At 34.6% G+C, this 22,133-nt stretch carries 20 protein-coding genes; 7 read left to right on the forward strand and 13 right to left on the reverse strand.

What is annotated here, in order from left to right; translation table 11 throughout:
* Positions 1–182 precede the first annotated feature (182 nt).
* The 5 genes from AC0J6S_RS02430 to AC0J6S_RS02450 all read left to right on the forward strand — a co-directional run bounded on the left by AC0J6S_RS02430 (position 183) and on the right by AC0J6S_RS02450 (position 6,522).
* Complete coding sequence (locus AC0J6S_RS02430) at positions 183–1,772, forward strand: glycoside hydrolase family 32 protein (RefSeq protein ID WP_474955277.1); 1,590 nt, start codon at positions 183–185, stop codon at positions 1,770–1,772.
* Positions 1,773–1,816: 44 nt separating this feature from the next.
* Positions 1,817–3,145, forward strand: a complete 1,329-nt coding sequence (locus AC0J6S_RS02435; protein WP_474955278.1) for a sugar porter family MFS transporter — start codon at positions 1,817–1,819, stop codon at positions 3,143–3,145.
* Positions 3,146–3,147: 2 nt separating this feature from the next.
* Positions 3,148–4,032, forward strand: a complete 885-nt coding sequence (locus AC0J6S_RS02440) for a carbohydrate kinase family protein (protein WP_474955279.1) — start codon at positions 3,148–3,150, stop codon at positions 4,030–4,032.
* Between the two features lie 207 nt (positions 4,033–4,239).
* Positions 4,240–5,259, forward strand: coding sequence for a LacI family DNA-binding transcriptional regulator (locus tag AC0J6S_RS02445; protein WP_474955280.1), 1,020 nt, complete (start codon positions 4,240–4,242; stop codon positions 5,257–5,259).
* 231 nt (positions 5,260–5,490) lie between these two features.
* Entirely contained in the window at positions 5,491–6,522 is a 1,032-nt protein-coding gene (locus AC0J6S_RS02450; protein ID WP_474955281.1) for a LacI family DNA-binding transcriptional regulator, read from the forward strand.
* Between the two features lie 11 nt (positions 6,523–6,533).
* Here the strand turns inward: AC0J6S_RS02450 and queG are convergent, their stop codons facing one another.
* Positions 6,534–7,469 carry a tRNA epoxyqueuosine(34) reductase QueG gene (queG, locus tag AC0J6S_RS02455; RefSeq protein ID WP_474956311.1) on the reverse strand — a complete coding sequence of 312 codons (936 nt, stop codon included), beginning with the start codon at positions 7,467–7,469 and terminating at the stop codon, positions 6,534–6,536.
* Between queG and AC0J6S_RS02460 the strand changes: the two genes are divergently transcribed.
* Positions 7,387–7,587 (forward strand): hypothetical protein, encoded by a 201-nt coding sequence (locus AC0J6S_RS02460; RefSeq protein WP_474955282.1) that lies wholly within the window; start codon positions 7,387–7,389, stop codon positions 7,585–7,587. The genes queG and AC0J6S_RS02460 overlap by 83 nt on opposite strands.
* 20 nt (positions 7,588–7,607) lie before the next feature.
* On the opposite strand, the gene ruvB is transcribed toward AC0J6S_RS02460, so the two are convergent.
* From ruvB to AC0J6S_RS02505, 9 genes are all read right to left on the reverse strand, one after another.
* Positions 7,608–8,630 (reverse strand): Holliday junction branch migration DNA helicase RuvB, encoded by a 1,023-nt coding sequence (gene ruvB, locus AC0J6S_RS02465; RefSeq protein ID WP_474955283.1) that lies wholly within the window; start codon positions 8,628–8,630, stop codon positions 7,608–7,610.
* A 155-nt stretch (positions 8,631–8,785) separates the two neighbouring features.
* On the reverse strand, positions 8,786–10,582 hold the full coding sequence (locus AC0J6S_RS02470; protein ID WP_474955284.1) for a cytochrome c oxidase subunit I: 1,797 nt from the start codon (positions 10,580–10,582) through the stop codon (positions 8,786–8,788).
* A 28-nt stretch (positions 10,583–10,610) separates the two neighbouring features.
* Positions 10,611–11,768, reverse strand: a complete 1,158-nt coding sequence (locus AC0J6S_RS02475; RefSeq protein ID WP_474955285.1) for a cytochrome c oxidase subunit II — start codon at positions 11,766–11,768, stop codon at positions 10,611–10,613.
* Positions 11,769–11,787: 19 nt separating this feature from the next.
* The gene (locus AC0J6S_RS02480; RefSeq protein WP_474955286.1) at positions 11,788–13,269 is read right to left on the reverse strand and encodes a quinol:cytochrome C oxidoreductase; all 1,482 of its coding nucleotides are present in this window, start codon (positions 13,267–13,269) and stop codon (positions 11,788–11,790) included.
* 27 nt (positions 13,270–13,296) lie between these two features.
* The gene (locus AC0J6S_RS02485) at positions 13,297–13,842 is read right to left on the reverse strand and encodes a c-type cytochrome (RefSeq protein WP_131908331.1); all 546 of its coding nucleotides are present in this window, start codon (positions 13,840–13,842) and stop codon (positions 13,297–13,299) included.
* An 8-nt stretch (positions 13,843–13,850) separates the two neighbouring features.
* Positions 13,851–14,375 carry a DUF3341 domain-containing protein gene (locus AC0J6S_RS02490; RefSeq protein WP_131908330.1) on the reverse strand — a complete coding sequence of 175 codons (525 nt, stop codon included), beginning with the start codon at positions 14,373–14,375 and terminating at the stop codon, positions 13,851–13,853.
* Entirely contained in the window at positions 14,368–15,771 is a 1,404-nt protein-coding gene (gene nrfD, locus AC0J6S_RS02495) for an NrfD/PsrC family molybdoenzyme membrane anchor subunit (RefSeq protein WP_474955287.1), read from the reverse strand. The genes AC0J6S_RS02490 and nrfD overlap by 8 nt, the downstream gene beginning before the upstream one ends.
* Positions 15,772–15,809: 38 nt before the next feature.
* The gene (locus AC0J6S_RS02500; protein ID WP_474955288.1) at positions 15,810–18,866 is read right to left on the reverse strand and encodes a TAT-variant-translocated molybdopterin oxidoreductase; all 3,057 of its coding nucleotides are present in this window, start codon (positions 18,864–18,866) and stop codon (positions 15,810–15,812) included.
* Positions 18,867–18,895: 29 nt separating this feature from the next.
* Positions 18,896–20,230 (reverse strand): c-type cytochrome, encoded by a 1,335-nt coding sequence (locus tag AC0J6S_RS02505; RefSeq protein ID WP_474955289.1) that lies wholly within the window; start codon positions 20,228–20,230, stop codon positions 18,896–18,898.
* 215 nt (positions 20,231–20,445) lie between these two features.
* Between AC0J6S_RS02505 and AC0J6S_RS02510 the strand changes: the two genes are divergently transcribed.
* Positions 20,446–20,835: an SPOR domain-containing protein gene (locus AC0J6S_RS02510; protein WP_474955290.1), complete on the forward strand. Its 390-nt coding sequence runs from the start codon at positions 20,446–20,448 to the stop codon at positions 20,833–20,835.
* A gap of 354 nt (positions 20,836–21,189) precedes the next feature.
* Here AC0J6S_RS02510 and AC0J6S_RS02515 read toward each other — a convergent pair whose 3' ends face one another.
* The 3 genes from AC0J6S_RS02515 to AC0J6S_RS02525 all read right to left on the reverse strand — a co-directional run bounded on the left by AC0J6S_RS02515 (position 21,190) and on the right by AC0J6S_RS02525 (position 22,098).
* Positions 21,190–21,492, reverse strand: a complete 303-nt coding sequence (locus AC0J6S_RS02515) for a hypothetical protein (RefSeq protein ID WP_474955291.1) — start codon at positions 21,490–21,492, stop codon at positions 21,190–21,192.
* Positions 21,493–21,550: 58 nt separating this feature from the next.
* Positions 21,551–21,763, reverse strand: a complete 213-nt coding sequence (locus AC0J6S_RS02520; protein WP_474955292.1) for a hypothetical protein — start codon at positions 21,761–21,763, stop codon at positions 21,551–21,553.
* 128 nt (positions 21,764–21,891) lie between these two features.
* A complete protein-coding gene (locus AC0J6S_RS02525) occupies positions 21,892–22,098 on the reverse strand; it encodes a hypothetical protein (protein ID WP_474955293.1) in 207 nt (68 codons plus the stop codon).
* Positions 22,099–22,133 lie beyond the last annotated feature (35 nt).

A 22,133-nucleotide genomic window follows, 5' to 3' on the forward strand; every position in this document is an offset into this window, starting at 1 on the left:
ATAATATTTTCAAACTTATACCTTTTTTAGATAAAAATATGGAATAATTTCAGATACTGCGTCGAATACAAAACGAAAACGTTTTCGACTTATCAAAAACGTTTTCGACAACACAATTATGTTTAATTAAAAAATATAATTCTATTTTTATGAAGATAATATAATAATTAAACCTTATTGTAATGAAGTTCACAAATAAAATACTCCCCTTTTATTTAGTATTAGGAGCCTCTTTATTCTTGTTTTCCTGTAAAGAAGAAGTTCAAAATCAAGTCATTTCCATCGCTTCTTCCGAGAGTATAAAAACTGATTCCACGGTGCAATACAAAGAACCTTACAGACCACAATTTCATTTTTCTCCAGAAAAAAAATGGATGAATGACCCAAACGGAATGGTTTTCTACAAAGGAATTTATCATCTGTTTTACCAATATTATCCAGACGACATTGTATGGGGACCGATGCATTGGGGACACGCAACAAGTACGGATTTAATTCACTGGACAAATAAAAAGATCGCGTTGTTTCCTGACAAATTAGGAATGATATTTTCAGGAAGTGCTGTTGTAGATATTGACAACACTTCCGGTTTGGGAACAAAAGAAAACCCTCCGATGATTGCTGTTTTTACCTATCACGACATGGCCGGTGAAAAAGCGGGAACAACAAATTATCAAACACAAGGATTGGCGTATAGTCTGGATGAAGGCGAAACTTGGATAAAATATGATGGAAATCCAATTGTTAAAAATTCCGGCATGAAAGATTTTAGAGATCCAAAAGTATTCTGGAATACCGAAACCAATCTTTGGAATATGGTATTAGTCGCAGGTGATCATGCACAATTTTACACTTCAGAAAATTTAATTAATTGGAGATTCGAAAGTGAATTTGGTAAAAATATAGGAGCGCACGGGGGTGTTTGGGAATGTCCTGATATTTTTAAATTAAAAGTTGCCGGTTCCAATGAAGAAAAATGGGTTTTACTAATCAGCATCAATCCTGGCGCTCCAAATGGAGGTTCAGGGACCCAATATTTCGTAGGTGATTTTGCTGGGGGAAGTTTTAAAACCTCACAAAAAGACATCAAATGGATTGACAATGGCGCTGATAATTACGCAGGTATCACGTACAATAATGCTCCTGACAATAGACGAATATTCATAGGCTGGATGAGTAACTGGTCATACGCCAGAGACACACCTACAAAGAACTGGAGAAGCGCGATGACACTTCCCCGAGAACTTTCGCTTGCTAAAATAAATGGTGATTATGTCCTGAAAAACACTCCTGTAGAACAGTTCAAAAAGCAAGGAACTACAGCCTTTTCCAAAGATAAAATCATTATAAAAGCAAATCAAAAAACGACATTTGATTACCAACATTTGAATCAGTCAGCGGTACAATTGAATGCTAAAAATGAAAATTTAAAATTGGTTTTTTCCAATGAAGTAAAGGATTCTTTGGTTATCAATTACGATGCGAAACTAAAGACTTTTTCTGTTGACCGAAGACATTCCGGAATAGTAAATTTCGAAAAAAGTTTTGGAGAAAAAATTCACAACACCAAAACTCCAAATATAACTACTGAGACAATCGATTATCAAATCGTAGTAGATTGGTCCTCAATTGAAATTTTTCTGAATGATGGGCTATATAGTTTTACAGAACAAATTTTCCCTAACAAACCATACACCAAACTCAGCATTGAATCAGAAAGGAATCAAGAAATTAAAAACCTTACCATTTCTAAAATAAAGGGAATCTGGTAGAAAATTCTTTTATAACAACCAAAATAATCAACCAAAAAAAAATAATGAATAACAAAAAAATACTTTATTGGTCCATTGTCGTTGCATTTGCAGGATTTTTATTTGGATTTGACACTGTGGTAATTTCGGGAGCCGATAAACAATTGCAGCAATTATGGGGTTCTTCTGATTTGTTCCATGGATTAGTCGTGATGTCATCCGCATTATGGGGAACGGTTATTGGCGCTATTTTTGGGGCGTTTCCAACGAATATTTTAGGTCGGAAAAAGACTTTAATAATCATAGGATTGCTGTTTTTTGTTTCTTCCATTGGAACTGCTTTTGCAAATGATCCTATTTTCTTTTCCCTTTTTAGATTTCTTGGCGGAATTGGAATTGGAGCCTCCACTATTGCGGCTCCAACGTACGTCTCTGAAATTGCTCCTGCAAAAGACCGCGGAAAACTGGTTGCTTTATACCAATTCAATATTGTTTTTGGAATTTTAATCGCCTTTACCTCTAACTATTATTTACAGGATATTGGAGAAAATGCTTGGCGTTGGATGTTAGGAATACAGGCTTTTCCATCCTTTCTTTACACAATTCTAGTATTTGGAATCCCGGAAAGTCCACGTTGGATTTTAGAATATAAAAAAGACAGAGCAAAAGCAGTCGCTATTTTGAAACAAATTAATAGTGACGCCGAAGTTGAAGCTGAAATTGCAGCTATCGAAAAAGAAACCTCTCACGAAGGAAAAAACGAATCTATTTTCATGGCAAAGTATAGAAAACCATTGCTTTTGGCGTTTTTTATCGCTTTTTTCAATCAGCTATCTGGTATCAATGCTTTTCTATATTACGCGCCTCGAATTTTTGAATTGGCAGGATTAGAAAAATCAGCTTCTTTCTTGAGTAGTATTGGAATTGGAGTGATTAATTTGATATTTACCATGATTGGAATATCGCTAATCGATAAGTACGGAAGAAAAACATTGATGTATTTGGGTTCTGTAGGATACATCATTTCTTTGGGATTAGTGACTACGGCTTTTTATTTTGAATGGAAAGAAATGGCTGTTCCGTTGTTTTTCTTCTTTTTTATTGCCTCACATGCCATAGGCCAAGGAGCTGTAATTTGGGTATTTATCTCAGAATTATTCCCAAATAAACTAAGAGCCGCTGGAACTTCTTTTGGGACTTCTGTTCATTGGATCTTAGCTGCATTGATTCCTTCTTTTATTCCGTTTTTGTTTAAAGAAATTGGAACTACAACTGTTTTTGCCATATTCTGCATAATGATGGTCTTCCAATTGCTTTGGGTATTCACAAAAATGCCGGAAACCAAAGGAAGAACATTAGAAGAACTATCTGAAAGTCTCTCAAAAAACGAATAACCATGACTAAAAATATAATCTGTTTCGGAGAAGTTTTGTTTGACGTTTTCCCAACGCATAAAAAAATTGGAGGAGCACCATTGAACGTGGCACTGCGCTTGGCATCACTTGGCATCAATGCCCAAATAATAAGTCGTGTTGGAAATGATGAAATTGGAAGAGAACTACTTGCTTTCATTAAAAAAAACGGAGTTGACACCGATACGATTCAAATAGACGAAAACTTATCAACCGGACAAGTTATTGTTCAATTAAACGACAAAGGTTCTGCTTCCTACACCATCAATTATCCTGTTGCTTGGGACAAAATTATATGTATTCCGGAAGACGAAATTATGGTCAAAAAAGCGGACGCACTTGTTTTTGGCAGTCTTGTATGTAGAGATCCTATTTCACAAAATTCCCTTTTAGAAATCATAAACTATGCAAAATACGCTGTTTTTGATGTGAACTTACGTGCTCCCTTTTATACCAAGGAAATACTGATTAATCTGATGATGCAGTCTGATTTTATAAAATTCAATGATGATGAATTATATGAAATAAGTGCTTTCCTGAATTCTCCCTATCATTCATTAGAACAAAACATACTTTTTATCGCAGAACAGACAAATACAAAACACATCTGTGTGACAAAAGGAAGTCATGGCGCTGTTTTGTATTACAATGAAAAAATGTATTACAATAGCGGTTACAAAATTGATGTTATCGATACTGTAGGCTCAGGAGATTCCTTTTTAGCTGGTTTACTTTCTAAACTATTATATGGTGAAAACCCACAACAAGCGATCAATTTTGCTTGCGCTTTAGGAGCGATTGTAGCAAAAAACGAAGGAGCAAATCCTAAAATTTCAAGTAAAGAAATCAATGATTTTATGAATCCTTAAAAGAAATTTAAAGGTTCTAAAGAGATTCAGCAGATGTAAAAGACACAAAAACACTTCATTTGCCTGTGAATTTGCAAGGACTCAGTAATCTACTTTAAAATTCGCAAAAGACTACTAAACTGTTTCCTGAAAATTGATTTACAATAAATAAATCGTAAATTCGTTTTCGAGAAGCAGTTTTTGCTTTTACTACCAGAGAATTGAACCATGAACAACATCACTCTCAAAGAAATTGCCGCACAATTAGGAATTTCAATAACCACCGCTTCAAAAGCTCTGAAAGGGTATTCTGATGTTAGTGAAAAAACAAAAAATGCAGTAATTGAACTTGCTCAGAAACTTAATTATACCCCCAATAGTTTTGCGGTAAATCTGAGAACGAAAGAATCAAAAACCATAGGCTTGATAATTCCCACTCTAGTAAACGATTTTTTTTCATATGTAATTAAAGGAATTCTTGAAGAAGCGAAAAAAAGAGATTATTTGGTTATTATTTTACAGTCCAATGAAAAACTAGCGTTTGAAAAAAAACAAATTGATCTACTTTTAAACAAAAGAGTAGATGGTATTTTAATGTCATTATCTAATGAAACCGGCGATTTTGATCACATACAATCAATCATTTCCCATAATACTCCATTGGTGCTTTTTGATAAAATTGCAAAACTTGTCCATTGTTCCAAAGTAACTATTAATGACAAAAAAGCGGCTTATGAAGCCGTTTGTTATCTTATAGAAAAGGGATACAAAAAAATAGCCCATTTTAGAGGTTCTTATATGCCACAAAATTCTATTGACCGATTTTTAGGATACAAAAAGGCACTGGAAGATAACAATCTAATATACGATTCCTCTCTAGTTTTTGTATGTGAAAACAATGAAGATTTTCATGACGGTTACGAAAATGCTAAAAAAGTGATGATTGAACATCCTGAAATTGATGCTATTTTCGCTGTTACAGATTTAGTGGCAATTGGAATTATTAAATACTTTAATGAAATTGGGATTTCAATTCCACAACGAATTGCGGTTTTAGGTTTTAGTAATTGGTTTATGTCAAGCGTAATATCCCCAAAACTTTCTACGATTGACCAACCTGGCTTTGAAATTGGAAAAAGGTCAGCCTCTATTCTTTTTGATGAAATCAATCTAAAAAAGAATAATTTACCAGTAGTTTTCCAATCCATTGAATTGGAAACAAGCATAATTGAGAGAGAATCAACATAAAAAAATTAAATCTTTCAACAAAACACCTACGCACCTTTACTTAATTTAACGAATCGATATTAATTTCTTTATTTTGATAAAAAATAAAGAAATAAGATAAAAATTAATATCTTGGTAGAGAATATTTAAAGGTAAAATCGTTTTTATAACTATATATTAAAAGACGCAAAACTTTGAATATCATCATTTCTAAAATATTTTCCTAAATTTAAATCCGTAGAAATTCAATTCATGAAAGATATCACTCTTAAGGAAATTGCAACAAAATTGGGGATTTCAATAACTACTGTTTCGAAAGCGCTTAAAAATTATCCTGATGTTAGTGAGAAAACTAAAAAGTCAGTAATTGAACTTGCGCAACATTTACATTATACCCCAAACAGTTTTGCCGTAAATTTAAGAACCAAAGAATCTAAAACTATAGGTTTAATAATTCCGGAAGTAGTCCATCACTTTTTCTCAAATGTAGTAAATGCTATTATTGATCAGGCCGAAAAAAATGGGTATCTGGTAATTATATTACAGTCAAATGAAACGCTGGCTTTAGAAAAAAAGCAAGTGGAATTATTAATAAACAAGAGAGTAGACGGCATCATTATGTCCTTATCTAATGAATCTAATAATGATGATCACATAAAGGAAATCATGAATCGAAATATTCCTTTTGTAATGTTTGACAAAATTGCCAAGCTTTCAAAATGTTCCAAAGTAATTATTGACGACCAAAAAGCAGCTTTTAATGCCGTTCAACATTTAATTGATAATGGATGCAAAAAAATAGTTCATATTCGCGGACCATTAAATCCACAAAATTCAATAGACCGGTACATTGGTTATAAAAAAGCGCTGGAGAAAAACAACATTCCTTTTGACACAAAATTAGTTTATACTTGCGAAAACGTGACGTTTGAAGAAGGAAGAGCATTTGCGAAACAAATCATTGCGGAACATTCTGATGTGGACGGTATATTTGCAATAACAGATTTAGTTGCTGTTGGTGTTTTGGCATATTTTAATGAAAACAAAATTAATGTTCCAGAGCAAGTAGCAATAATTGGTTTTAGTAATTGGTTTATGTCACAAGTGCTGACACCAAAATTAAGCACCGTTGATCAGCCAAGTCACGAAATGGGAATTACATCTTTCAACTTACTGCTGGAAGAAATGAATTGTCACAAAGAAGGAGTTCCTTTTACCCATAAAACAGTAGAATTAGACACTCAAATTATCATCCGAGAATCTTCGATTCGATTGAAAAATTAGAACTTAAATCCTTATTTAAGAAAATCAATATTTCTTTTTATTCCTTGAAACTTCGCTCTTTTCAGTGGCGAATTTTTAAAAACTGCTTTAAATGTTTCTTCGGTTATTTCAATCCAATCTTTCTTTGACATAGACATTAGTTCATGATTTGCACCAAATAATGGTTCATTATGCGGTTTTGAAAACTTATTCCAAGGACAAACATCCTGACATACATCACAGCCAAAAGCCCAATCGTCAAATTTCCCTTTCATTTCGGGAGGAATATTTTCTTTCAATTCAATCGTGAAATAAGAAATACATTTACTTCCATCAACGACATAAGGAGCAACTATTGCCGCTGTTGGGCAAGCGTCAATACAGGCAGTACAAGATCCACAGTGATCCGTTGTAGGATTATCATAGTCTAAATCTAAGTCGATAATTAGTTCCGCTATAAAGTAAAAAGAACCTACTTTTTGTGTCAATAAGTTACTGTTTTTGCCTATCCAACCCAAACCACTTTTTGCAGCCCACGCTTTATCCAGTACTGGAGCAGAATCTACAAAGGCACGACCTGAAACTTCTCCGATTGTTGATTGAATGGAGAATAAAAATTCATTAAGTTTTTCTTTGATTACAAAATGATAATCCTCCCCGTAAGCATATTTAGAAACTTTAAAAGAATCCGTCCCGAAGCTTCGGGATTGCCGTTCTTCAGGATAATAATTTAGCAACAGCGAAACAACACTTTTTGCATCATCAACAAGTAAAGTCGGATTTAAACGCTTGTCAAAATGGTTTTCCATATAGGACATTTGACCGTTCCTATTGTTTTTCAACCAATTCTCTAAACGTGGCGCTTCTTGTTCTAAAAAACCAGCTTTGGATATTCCACAAGATATGAAGCCGAGACGTTTTGCTTCGGTTTTAATAAATTGGGTGTATGTTGCCTTGGGATTGATAATTAAAAAAAATGATGTTAATAAACGGGATATATTAGCCCTGAAAGAGACGGCATCTCCTAATCTAGAAAAAAAAGGGTTTTTAGCCGTAGCTTTTGTTGATAGGGAATACAGCGGATAGCAGGAAACAGCTCCTAAAAACTAGAATAACCCGCCTTGAATGTTTGTATTTAATTTACCTAAATGCTTGTATGCTTTATCTGTGACTTCCCTACCTCGCGGCGTCCTCATAATAAATCCTTCCTGAATTAAAAACGGTTCATAAACTTCTTCGATTGTCTCGCTACTTTCGGATACAGCTGTCGCTAAAGTTGTCAATCCAACCGGTCCACCTTTGAACTTATCTATAATTGTGGTTAAGATTTTATTGTCCATTTCATCCAAACCATGAGCATCAACATTAAGTGCTTTTAAGGCATAACGAGCAATCTCAATATCAATTGTACCATTTCCTTTAATTTGCGCAAAATCGCGCACACGACGTAACAATGCGTTAGCAATACGCGGTGTTCCGCGACTTCTACCTGCAATTTCGATAGCTGCCTTCATGGAAATTGGCATTTTAAAAATGGCGGCACTTCTTTCCACGATTGTGGTTAATAACTCTGTTGTATAATATTGTAAACGGGAAGATATTCCGAAACGAGCTCTCATAGGAGCGGTCAATAAACCAGAACGCGTTGTGGCGCCAATTAATGTAAACGGATTCAAATTAATTTGAACGGTTCTTGCATTGGGTCCTGATTCAATCATGATATCAATTTTAAAATCCTCCATGGCAGAATACAAATATTCTTCAACAATGGGACTCAAGCGGTGAATTTCATCAATAAACAAAACATCCCTTTCCTCTAAATTAGTCAATAAACCCGCTAAATCTCCAGGTTTATCCAATACTGGACCTGATGTAATTTTGATTCCGACTTGAAGTTCATTAGCGAGAATATTAGCCAAAGTAGTTTTTCCTAAACCGGGAGGACCATGAAAAAGCGTATGATCAAGAGCTTCATTTCGTTGATTGGCCGCTTGAACAAAAACCTTTAAGTTTTCTAAAATTTGATCTTGTCCCGCAAAATCATCAAAAGAAAGTGGCCTTAATTTTTTTTCAAGATCAAGTTCTTCAGAATTGTAACCGTTTGATGTAGGATCTAAATTTTCATTCATATAACAAAGATAGCAAAGCAATTTCGAAATATAATTTTTAAATTAAAATGAAATAAAAATTAAAAACAAACTCAAGAGAAAGAAAAGCACTTTAGTAAACCACAGTAAAAAGTACCAAAAAAGCCTCTACTTTCGCAGAGGCTTGTCATTATATTTTAATGGTGTAAAACTTCTTCACCTTCTTTCATTGGAACATTTTGCGGTACAAAATCCACATCATGAGCTGGATTACTGTAGTCATAAGGCCAACGATAAACCTCAGGAATTTCACCCGGCCAGTTACCGTGTATGTGTTCTACCGGTGCTGTCCATTCAAGTGTATTCGATTTCCAAGGATTCATAACAGATTTTTTACCGTAGAAAATACTAACGAAAAAGTTATATAAGAAAACCAATTGAAAAGCACCACCAATTAATGCAAATGTAGTTATCAAAACATTTACATTTTGTAAATCATCAAATAATGGAAAATTCGTATTTGTATAGTAACGTCTTGGTAAACCAGCTAAACCTATAAAGTGCATTGGGAAGAAAACTCCATAAGCGCAAATGGCAGTTACCCAAAAGTGAACATATCCTAGATTCTTGTTTAACATTCTTCCGAACATTCTTGGGAACCAATGGTAAATTCCAGCAAACATTCCGTACAAAGCAGATATACCCATTACTAAGTGAAAGTGAGCTACAACGAAATAGGTATCATGGACATTAATATCAAGTGTACTATCTCCAAGAATAATTCCTGTCAAACCACCAGTAATAAATGTGGAAACTAATCCAATTGAAAACAACATCGCCGGATTCAACTGCAAGTTACCCTTCCAAAGTGTTGTGATATAATTAAACGCTTTAACAGCAGAAGGAATAGCAATCAATAATGTTGTAAAGGTAAATACGGAACCTAAAAATGGATTCATCCCAGATATAAACATGTGGTGACCCCAAACGATAGTTGACAAGAAAGCAATAGCCAATATTGACATAATCATCGCTCTATATCCAAAAATCGGTTTACGTGAATTTGTTGCAATAACTTCCGAAGTAATACCCAAAGCAGGTAGCAAAACTATATACACTTCAGGATGCCCTAAGAACCAAAATAAGTGCTCAAACAATACTGGTGAGCCACCTTGGTAATGTAAAACTTCTCCAGCAATGTAAATATCAGATAAAAAGAATGATGTTCCAAAACTCCTATCAAAAATAAGTAACAACGCTGCAGATAAAAGAACTGGAAAAGATACGATACCAATAATAGCAGTAACAAAGAAAGCCCAAATTGTAAGAGGCAATCGTGTCATTGACATTCCTTTAGTCCTTAAATTAATTACTGTAACTACATAATTTAAAGAACCCATTAAAGAAGAAGCAATAAAAATAGCCATTGAAACTAACCATAATGTCATTCCCATTCCAGAACCTGGAATAGCCTGTGGCAATGCACTCAAAGGCGGATAGATTGTCCAACCTGAAGATGCAGGACCAGCTTCAACAAAAAGTGAACCAATCATAATGACACTTGACAAGAAAAACAACCAATATGAAATCATATTCATAAAGCCGGATGCCATATCTCGAGCACCAATTTGAAGCGGTATCAATAAGTTACTAAATGTTCCACTTAGAGCAGCCGTTAACACAAAGAATACCATAATGGTTCCATGTATTGTGACTAAAGCCAGATAAATATCATTTGCCATAACTCCGTTAGGAGCAAATTTATCACCTAATAAAATATTGAAAATTCTAAAGGATTCTTCTGGCCATGCTAATTGCATTCTAAATAGCAAGGACATCCCTACTCCAATAATCCCCATAAAAATACCTGTAATTAAGTATTGCTTGGCGATCATTTTATGATCAATACTAAAAATATATTTAGTAATAAAAGTGTCTTTATGATGATGTTCGTGTTCGTGATCTATTGTGTGATCGTGACCTTCTGCTGACATATATGTTTACTTTAAATTTTCTTGTTAATTATTTCATTGCCATTACAGCAACTCCTACAGTATCTTTAGCTTTGATAGAGTCTGAACCTGAAGCTCCATCAGCAGAAGCTGGTTCAGCCATAGCAGCTTTTACTTCATTTACAACTGTAGCTTTATCTTTTAACCACGCTTTGTAATCCTCAGGCGTATCTACAATAATCTTCATTTGCATATTGTAGTGAGATGCCCCACAAATTTTGTTACAAAGCAATAAATAATCAAAAGTGTAAGGGTCTAAAGCAGTTTCACCTTTAGCAACCAACTCAGCACTTTTTTTGGCTCTAAGAGCATTGATATTTGCTACTTTCTCAACCATAAATGGTAATTCTCTATATTCAGCAGTCGTATAAATTGGTTCGAAAGCAAATTGAGTAACCATACCAGGAACGCAGTTCATTTGAGCTCTAAAATGTGGCATGTAAGCGGAGTGTAAAACATCCTGCGAACGCATTTTAAAAAGAATCTTTTTTCCTTTTGGAATGTGTAATTCAGTCACAACAATATCATCTTGTGCATAAGGATCCGCTAAATCAACACCAACGGCATTAGCACCTTCAATATATCTTACATTCGCTTTACCAAGAACATTATCTTCACCTGAGTATCTAGCTTTCCAGTTAAACTGTTGTGCATACAATTCAATAACTATAGTATCCTCATCTTCATCAACAAACATAATGTTAGTCCAAGCATAAAGTCCGTACAAAATTAAACCTGCTAAAACTACTGCTGGTATAACACTCCATATGGCTTCTAACTTATTATTATCAGCAAAGTAAAGTGCTTTTTGATCCTTTTTACCTCTGTATTTAAAAGCAAAATAGTGCAACAATACTTGTGTTATAGCTTGAACAATGAAAATAAGAAACCATGTGATGTTCATCAAATTATCAACTTCACCACCATGTGCAGAAGCAGGTGTGTGAAGAACCAAAGGTCCCCACTTAAACAATCCATAAATTGAAAAAATATAAATGAAAGCAAGAAAACCGAACATCAAATAACCTTGAACGTTATTATCGTTATCTGTAGCTATTTCTGAACTATCTGAATTGGATCCAACTTGCGTCAGGTCGAATATTTTAGTCAATTGCCATAAAGCAACAGCTAATAAAACTAAAACTATAATTACCAACAAACTTGTCATCTGTTTTTTTCTTTAAATATTAATAATGAAAATGTTTACTTTCTTCGATGAAAGGATTTCTTTTTGCCAATAAAGGAACTTTAGTCATTGCACTGAAAACAACGAAAATAAATAATCCAAGGAAGAAAAGAACAGAAGCTATTTCTGAAATTCCAATAAACCATCTGTCACCTACGGTCCCCGGCATAATCATATTAAAGAAATCAATATAATGTCCGCCAAGTATTACAACTCCAGCCATAACTAATACCCAACTAATTCTTTTGAAATCTGTATTAATTAATATCAATAATGGAAAGACAAAATTCATCACTACAGCTCCAAAAAATGGAAGGTTATATAATTCGATTCTTGTAATGTAATAGGTAACTTCCTCTGGAATATTAGCGTACCAAATCAACATGTATTGTGAGAACCATAAATAAGTCCAAAATATACTAAAACCAAACATAAATTTAGCTAAATCATGAATATGACTTGTGTTAACATGTTCCAGCGCCCCTTTTGACTTTAAATACAAAGTAACTAAAGCAATAGTAGTGATAGCACTTACAAAGAAACTTGCAAAAACATACCATCCAAATAAAGTACTAAACCAGTGTGGATCAATAGACATAATCCAGTCCCAAGACATTATAGACTCAGTCACAATAAAAAACACAAGGAACATCGCTGAAAGCTTAAAGTTCTTTTTGTAATAAAGATTATCATTTGCGTCATCTTGAGCCAAACAGTTTTTTCTCGAATAATATTGATATAGACTCCACCCAGTCAAAAATATTGCAGCCCTAACAATCCAAAAAGGAAAATTCAGGTAGCCAGCTTTATTAGCGATTAATTTATCATTAGCTACAACTTCCGGATCTAACCAAATAAAAAGATGATTAAAATGTAATCCGGATAATATTAAAATAATAAAAAAGATAACCGAACCAACAGGTAAATAAGCCGTTATACCTTGCATAACTCTGAATAAAACAGGAGACCATCCCGCCTGTGCCACTTGTTGGATAGCATAAAACACTAACACACCTAGTGAAACTAGCATAAAAAAGATACAAGCAACATATAAAGCCGACCATGGTTTGTTTTGAAGCTGATGTAAAACATGATTCAAATGCTCATTATGCTCCTCTTCGGCGCTCAGTTCATGACCACCTTCTTTTTTTACCACTGGTAAAACTTGCGCTTCTTCAACAACGTTTGTGGTATCAACCTTTGTTGAATCAGAAGTTGGGATAACTACCGCTGTAGTTTCGTCTATCTGTTTCACTTCATTAGCCTCGCTATGATTAGCAGAGGGTCCATGCGAAGGTTTTTCAGAAGCAACGGTCACTTCATGTTTAGCCTCGCCATGTCCACCGTGACTTTCGGCAGCAAGAAGTTTTTCAACGTCTTGAATATCTTTTGGTGCAGTTAAAAAACCATATCCAATTCCTAATATACCTACGGCCATTAAGATGAAAGAAAGAGTTTTTAATTTACTTGAAAATGTATACATATCTATTACGATCAGTTTGTTCAACAATTATAATTCACTTTTTAATTTCAGAACGTAATCGGCGACAATCCAACGTTCTTGGGCACTCAATTGATTAGCATGCGATCCCATTGAGTTTATACCATACGTTACAATGTGAAAAATACTTCCTTCAGTAATGACTCTATCTTTGTAACTAGGAACACCCAAAAATTTCTCTCTTTCTACAAGTTTACCTTTACCATTACCAGTATTACCATGACAAGTAGCACAATAAATTTCAAAAAGTTCTTTTCCTTTTTCAAGGTCCTTGCCTATCGAATCTAATGGGGACTTCAAATTGGCTTTAGCCGATTCATACCCTGCAGTAGAATTTTCGTATTCATACGGCTCAGTACCTCTATCTAAGCTTCCTTCAGCAGGAAGTTGCCCCTCTTTACCATTTTTGAATGCATTCGATTCAGCATAAGTTTCGTACCCTACTGATTCGTACATATTTGGAAAATACTGATAGTTTGGTGCCGCATTATTATGGCATGATGAAACTAAAATAGTTATACCAAATAAAAGTGTTATTTTATATACGCTTTTCATATCTATAATTAATGCTTATCGATTACTTTAACTTCTACAGCTCCCGTACTTTGGAAAAAAGAAATCAATTCTTCTTCATTATCGTGTACAGCTACCTCCATTAAAAAATGGTCATCTGTAGTTCTTACATCCGGATTTTCTGCTTCTTTGAAAGGCCATAATTTACTTCTCATGTAAAAAGTAATAACCATTAAGTGAGCTGCAAAAAACACAGTTAGTTCAAACATAATTGGCACGAAAGCCGGCATGTTTTCAATGTAACTAAAACTTGGCTTACCGCCAATGTCTTGTGGCCAATCCTGAATCATAATATAATTCATCATCGCTGTTGCTACAGCAATTCCCACACAACCATAAAGAAAAGCACAAATCGCTAATCTTGTAGGTGCAATTCCCATAGCTTTATCCAAACCGTGAACCGGGAATGGAGTAAAAACTTCTTCGATATGATGATGAGCTGCTCTGGTTTTTTTAACCGCATCCATCAATATATCATCGTCATTATAAATGGCGTATATTACTTTATTACTCATGATGTGAATCTTTATTTGCTTCTCTTGCTCTTTTGTAATTATCTCCAGTTCCTTTCAAAATTGTTTTTACCTCTGCCTGCGCAATTACAGGGAATGTTCTTGAATACAATAAGAAAAGTACGAAGAAGAAACCTATTGTTCCAATGAAAATTCCAATATCAACAAATGTAGGTGAAAACATTGTCCAAGAAGATGGTAAATAATCTCTATGTAACGAAGTTACGATAATTACAAATCTCTCAAACCACATTCCAATATTTACAACGATCGAAATGATAAATGAAAACATGATACTTGTTCTTAATTTTTTGAACCACATAAATTGTGGAGAAAAAACATTACATGTCATCATCGACCAATATGCCCACCAGTATGGTCCAGTAGCTCTATTCAAGAAAGCATACTGTTCGTACTCTACACCAGAATACCAAGCAACAAATAATTCAGTTATGTAGGCTACCCCAACAATAGAACCTGTAATCATAATAACGATATTCATCAACTCAATGTGCTGAACCGTAATGTAAGCTTCTAGATTCGAAACTTTTCTCATAATTATAAGCAAAGTATTTACCATTGCAAATCCTGAGAAAACCGCTCCAGCTACAAAGTACGGAGGGAAAATTGTTGTATGCCATCCTGGAATCACAGACGTAGCAAAATCCATCGATACAATGGTATGCACAGAAAGTACAAGTGGAGTGGCTAAACCTGCAAGTACCAAAGATACTTCTTCAAAACGTTGCCAGTCTTTTGCTCTACCGCTCCATCCGAAACTTAATATAGAATACACTCTTTTATTAAAAGGTGTAATTGCTCTATCACGTAGCATCGCAAAATCAGGTAATAAACCAGTCCACCAGAAAACTAATGAAACAGAAAGATACGTCGAAATTGCAAATACGTCCCAAAGTAACGGCGAGTTAAAGTTTACCCAAAGAGAACCAAATTGATTCGGAATTGGTAAAACCCAATACGCTAACCATGGACGGCCCATGTGTATAATTGGAAATAAACCTGCTTGAATAACGGAAAAAATTGTCATTGCTTCAGCAGAACGGTTAATTGCCATTCTCCAACGCTGACGGAAAAGTAATAATACTGCCGAAATAAGCGTTCCAGCGTGACCAATACCAACCCACCAAACAAAGTTCGTGATATCCCAAGCCCATCCAACAGTTTTATTTAAACCCCATGTTCCAATACCTGTAGATACGGTGTAAATGATACAGCCAAGTCCCCAAAGGAAGGCTATTAATGCGATTGAAAACACAATCCACCAATGTTTGTTTGCTTTACCTTCAACAGGCGCAGCTACATCTACAGTTATATCGTGATAAGATTTATCACCTATAACTAAGGGTTTTCTAATGGTTGCTTCGTAGTGAGACGACATAATCCTTTATATTGATTCTTAATTAATTATTTTTTGTACTAGGTATTTCTAACTTTAACATGATAAATCACATTTGGTTTTGTTCCAACATGCTCCAATAAATGATACATTCTTTCGTCAGTAGCTAATTTAGATACTTCTCCTTCTTTATCATTTATATCTCCAAATTTCATTGCTCCATTAGAACAAGCGTTTGAACAAGCCGTTTGAAATTCACCATCAACAATTGCACGTCCGTCATTTTTCGCTTTCAGGATTGTTGCTTGTGTCATTTGAATACACATTGAACACTTCTCCATAACTCCACGAGAACGTACATTAACATCTGGGTTCAATACCATACGACCTAAATCGTCATTCATGTGATAATCGAATTCGCTGTTTTTGTTGTACAAGAACCAGTTAAAACGACGAACTTTATAAGGACAGTTGTTAGCGCAATAACGTGTTCCGACACATCTGTTGTAAGCCATGTGATTTTGACCTTGACGAGAATGTGAAGTTGCAGCAACTGGACAAACCGTTTCACACGGTGCATGGTTACAATGTTGACACATTACAGGTTGAAAAGATACTTGTGGGTTATCACCCGCTTTTTCCATTTCATTAAATGTAGACAACGAACTTGATAATCCTGCAATATTTTCTTTTCTTTCGTTATCACCTTCAAAAGTACTTTCAGAAGAATAATATCTGTCAATACGCAACCAGTGCATATCACGACTTCTTCTTACTTCTGATTTTCCAACAACAGGAACGTTGTTTTCAGCGTGACAGGCAATTACACAAGCACCACAACCGGTACAAGCATTCAAATCAATAGAAAGATTAAAATGGTGCCCCGTTGAGCGATCAAATGAATCCCATAAATCTACTTTAGTTGCTTCCACTTCTTTATGATCCAATGAAACCATTGGTTGCGGATTCCAAAGCTTTGCATCTTTTGTATTGAAAATTTCTAAAGACGTTTCTTTAATGATATCTCCTCTTCCCATTAATGTTTTCTGACCTTGAACACAAGCAAACTCGTGCTCTCCTCCAGCTTTCGCCAAAGTTACAGACTGTACATTATTAGAATCTTTATATAGAGAGTAAGCGTTCAAACCTACCATCATTTCTTCTTTTAAAGCCGCTTTACGACCGTAACCTAATGCTAAACCAATTGTACCAACTGCTTGACCTGGCTGAACGATTACCGGAACGTTTTCTAATTTCACTCCATCAGATGTAGTAATAGTAGCGTAACTTCCGTTCAAACCACCGTTTGCCACGATTTCATTAAAAAGTTCATATTTCTTGGCATCTGCATTCGAAACAGTAACATAGTTATCCCAGGAAACTCTTGTAATTGGATCTGGAAACTCTTGTAACCATGGGTTATTCGCTTGTTGTCCATCTCCCATACCTGTTTTAGTATATAAAACAAGTTCTAATCCTTGAGCAACTTTTGATTTTGATAAAGCATTCGCAGCAGCACTAAAATCGGCAGAACCACCAGTTGCGGCCGGAATAGCTCCAACATAAATACCATCATGTAAAACCTTGTTCCAAGAAGAACCAGCTATTATTGTTGATGAATTCGCTTTGATATAATCATAGAATGTACCAGTTGAACCATTTAAGGACAACAATACATCTTGAAATTGTTTTGTATTAAAAAGTGGACGAATTGTAGGCTGAGTAATTCCATAAGTACCTTTTGTGATACTTACATCATTCCATGATTCCAAATAATGTGGAACAGCTGCCGCAATAGTACTCAGTAAAGCAGTTTCATCCTCTTTCAAAGAAAACGACACTGATGTTTTTACCTTTTTCAGTCCTTCAACAAAAGAAGTGCTATCCGCTAAAGTATAAACCGGGTTAACACCGCTCATTATTAATGTATGAACGCTTCCCGCTTTCATATCATTAACCAATTGAACAACTTTTGTATTAGAACCTTTTCTAATCTGTCTTGTTCCAGAAGTAGTGAAAGCTTCACTTGCCAATGCTTGATTGATAGCCAAAACCAACAATTGAGCATTTTTATCTTGAATACCGGATACTAAAACTCCTTTTGAACCAGCAGCTTTTAACTGTTGACCCGCTTTTGTAACTTCTGCTTTAAATTTATCTTCTAAAATTACAGCAACAGAAGATCCAGTTACAATATTATATATATGAACTAATGCTTGTTTTTGGTTCGCAGTAGACATTGGCAAACGCTTATCAGCAGCAGCACCAGACAGAGTCATGTTTGCTTCTAACTGAAAATGACGAGACATCTTTCCAGCCTTAGGAATTCTTCCTTTTGCGTAACCTGAATCATAACTTCCACCCTGCCAATCCCCAAGGATATCAGCTCCAACAGAAACTATAAGTGAGGCTTTAGAAAAATCATAATCGACCAAAGCTCTTTCTCCATAAGCCGTTTCGAAAGCATCTAATGCTTCAGATTCAGATACAGCATCATAAACAACATGTTTAGCATTTGGATTTTTACCAATAAATTCAGCAATCAATTTTTCTGTTGATGGACTAGCTAATGTGTTTGTCAAAAGTACAACCTGACCTCCTTTTGCGGAAGCATCAGCTATACTTGATTTAATTTTAGAATCAACAGCAGACCAAGTTGAATCTTTACCTTCCACTTTAGGCTCTTTCAAACGCATGCTATCATACAAAGAAAGAATCGATGCGTGAATTCTTGCATTAGCACTAAATTTAGCTCCGGCAATAGTGTTATTATCTATTTTAATAGGACGCCCTTCACGAGTTTTTATCAAAAGATTTGCAAAATCAAATCCATCAAAAACAGAAGTAGCATAATAATCTGCCACTCCAGGAATGATTTGTTCCGGCTGAAGAACATAAGGTATAGACTTGTTCACAGGGCCTTCGCAAGCTGCAAGCGTAGCTGCCGCAGTACTAAAACCAACGTACTTTAAAAAATCACGACGTGATGTTGACGAAGATGACAAAGCATCATTATTTCCTAAAAATTCATCAGTAGGAATTTCTTCAACAAATTCGTTATTTCTAAGCGCCTCAACAATAGAACTATTTTTGTCTAGTTCTTCAACACTTTTCCAGTATTTTTTGTTTGATGACATATATAAATATTAAAATCTTAATAATTTGATTAATAGTGGCATTTTCCACATTCTAAACCTCCCATTTGTGCAGCAGTCAACTTGTCTACACCGTACTTCTTAGAAAGTTCATCATGAATTTTGGTGTAATATTCGTTACCTTCCATTTTAACATCAGTTTTTCTATGGCAATCGATACACCAACCCATTGTTAATGGAGCAAATTGTTTTTGAATTTCATATTCTTGAACTGGACCGTGACATGTCTGACATTCAATCCCTGCAACAGTTACGTGTTGAGAGTGATTGAAATAAACGAAATCAGGTAAATTATGAATACGAACCCATTTTACAGGCTGTGTTTTCCCGGTATAACTTTGGGTTGTTTTATCCCAACCAACGGCAGTATACAATTTTTGGATTTGCTCATCGTAAAATGCTTTACTGTATTCTGGTGTAGCAGTAGTTTCGGCAACTTCAGCAATGTTTTTATGACAGTTCATACAAACGTTCAAAGAAGGTATCCCACCGTTTTTACTTACCCTAGCAGCAGAGTGACAGTATTTACAGTTGATTTCATTGTCACCAGCATGTATTCTGTGGGAGTAATGGATTGGCTGAATAGGCGCGTAATCTTGATCAACACCTATTTGCATAAAAAATCCATATACAAAATAAGCACTAGCCAAAAGCAAAAATACCGCAGTGACTAAAACTAAAAATTGATTTCTGGCAAAGGCTTTCCAAATAGGAGTTGTTGGAGTTTTAGGAGCCGTTTCGATACCGTTCGCCTTAGCTACCTTAGATAAAACTTGATTTACCAAAAACAACATCACCACCAAAATAAGCATAACAAGCGCCAAAGCACCTAATATGATATTATTTGAAACACCACCGTCAGAACCACCAGTTCCAGGAACCGCTTCAGTACCACCAGCTGGTGGCGCAGGAGCTTCAGCCTTTGGCTCTGAAGTGTAAGCAATGATATTATCAATATCACCATCAGATAATTGAGGAAAAGCTGACATTACTGCCTTATTGTTTTCTTCAAAAACTTTCACCGCCTGAGCATCACCTGACTTAATTAAGTCAGAACTATTACGAATCCACTTATGAAGCCAAGAAGCATCATATTTGCCCGCAACACCCCTAAGAGCAGGACCCGTAGCTTTAGCATCTAATTTGTGACATGCAGCACAATTTGCATTAAACAATTCTTTACCTTTTACAGCATCTCCACCCGTTACTACAGCAGGAGCTGCAGCTGCATCAGTAACTGCAGGAGCAGCTTCTTGAGCAAATGAAGTTAAAGAGAAAATTAACGATGAGGCTAAGCCTAAAAATAATTTCCTTGTGATCGAATTATGGTTACCCACCTTTTTCATATAGTATAAAGATTATCTACTAAAATTTGGCACAGTTTTTTCTAATTGATTTAGGAAAACCGCTCCTTTATTTTAAAACTTGGACAAAAATACGACTTAAGAACTATTCTCAAAACCTTAAAATAGCCTTAATTTCAATTTATATCTATTCTAAATAAGATTTGCTATTTGGTATCAACCTTTAAATATTACTTTTACACAAAAACAATCACATTATGAGAATTTTAGCCCCTCAAAAAGCATTTTTCATCTCTGCAACATTATTAATTTTCGCGTTCAACGCAACTGCACAAGAAGGGAATATTACTGTAAATCAGGACTACAAATTTGAACAATTACTAAATGAAAAGAGAAAAACAAATGTTTCTAATGCTGTAAATGACCAATATAAAATTCAAATTTTCAGCGGAGAAAGCGACAAAGCTAAAAACACACTGAATCAATTCAGACAAGAATTTAGTTACTTAGATGGTACAATTATTTTTTTTACACCAAATTATAAAGTTTGGGTCGGAAATTTCAAAACGCGAATTGAAGCAGAACGCAATTTGATAGCAATCAAAAAAAGCTACACAAATGTTCATTTAATAAAGCCTAACAACTAAAATTTATCATTATTTAAAGTGTAATATTCAAAGTTTCACGAATAAAAAAAATACAAAAAAAGCAACTCGATTTGAGTTGCTTTTTTTTTGTTTAAATCTTTGCGTTAAATTCTACCAAAATAATCATAACATTCCATAAAAACACTTAGACAAATGACGTTTCTATTGCCCTAACGTTTGCTGGTAATATTTTTTTTGAATCTCTTTTTTAGCTAGACTGCTTTTATTACCATCCTTAAACTCTATTAAAAGCTCTAGATGAGAGGATATCACAACTTTTATCTCACTATCGAATAAAAATGACGATTAGACCGTATAACTATCTATTAGCATTGGAATTGAGCCATCACTGCTCTAAGCTGCGATTGCAACGCCAATCAACCCAAACATCGCACCTATAGCGATCGCATTATTTGATCTATAAATTACATTCTCAATATAATACTTGCCCCTAATAATTTCCGTCTTGGCATAATAGTTTAAACTTGCATATTTTGAGACATTGATATAGAAATCTTGCCCATCATTAAAGCCATAAGAATTTAACCCTTCGAAACCAGTATGTTTGTTAAGCAAATAAAACCGGTCTTTTTTATTCGTTATTTCAAAACCACCTAAAGAAAGTGGTTTCCAATTTAAAATTTCAGCATAATTCATATAAATATCTTTAGAAGGAACATCTGCTATTGATCAATTTTTAATACTAAAATCATTATCATATAAAAATAGCAGTTTTATCTTCCTCACTTGTTTTCATATAACTTGTAAAACATTCCTGTAAAACTGACTCTAATCGCTCATCGTGTGTACCGGTAACATCCATACCGTCACTTTCTGCCGAGGCGACATAAGAACCTAATATATAATCAGTAGTATCTTTAGTTTCTATTACATCAATTGCTAAAATTGCATATCCTTTTTCGGACATCGCACGCGTTAGTTCCGAAACATACAAATCATTTATTCGGATAGAAATCTTAGATTTACCTCCATCGGACGGACAAATAACAGCGAGATAATCAAAAAGTTCGATTGTTAAAGGTTCTTCGAAATTTACTAGTACATTTCTATTGAAACGTCCTTTTTGAACGGTTCCGATTTTTCATTAAACTGTCTTCCATCAAAAACATTTTCAACATAAAAATTAAAACCAATAGCTTTATCCTTTTTATCTTTTAAAGACACTTTATGGAATTCCGTTTTATTTTGAGAAAAGACAACCGTGCTAAGTACAACAAAAAATAACACGAATAATTTATTCATAAATTTCATTTTTGGCACTCTCTAAAAATAAAAAA

The organism is Flavobacterium sp. TS_SC_5, assembly GCF_056156265.1.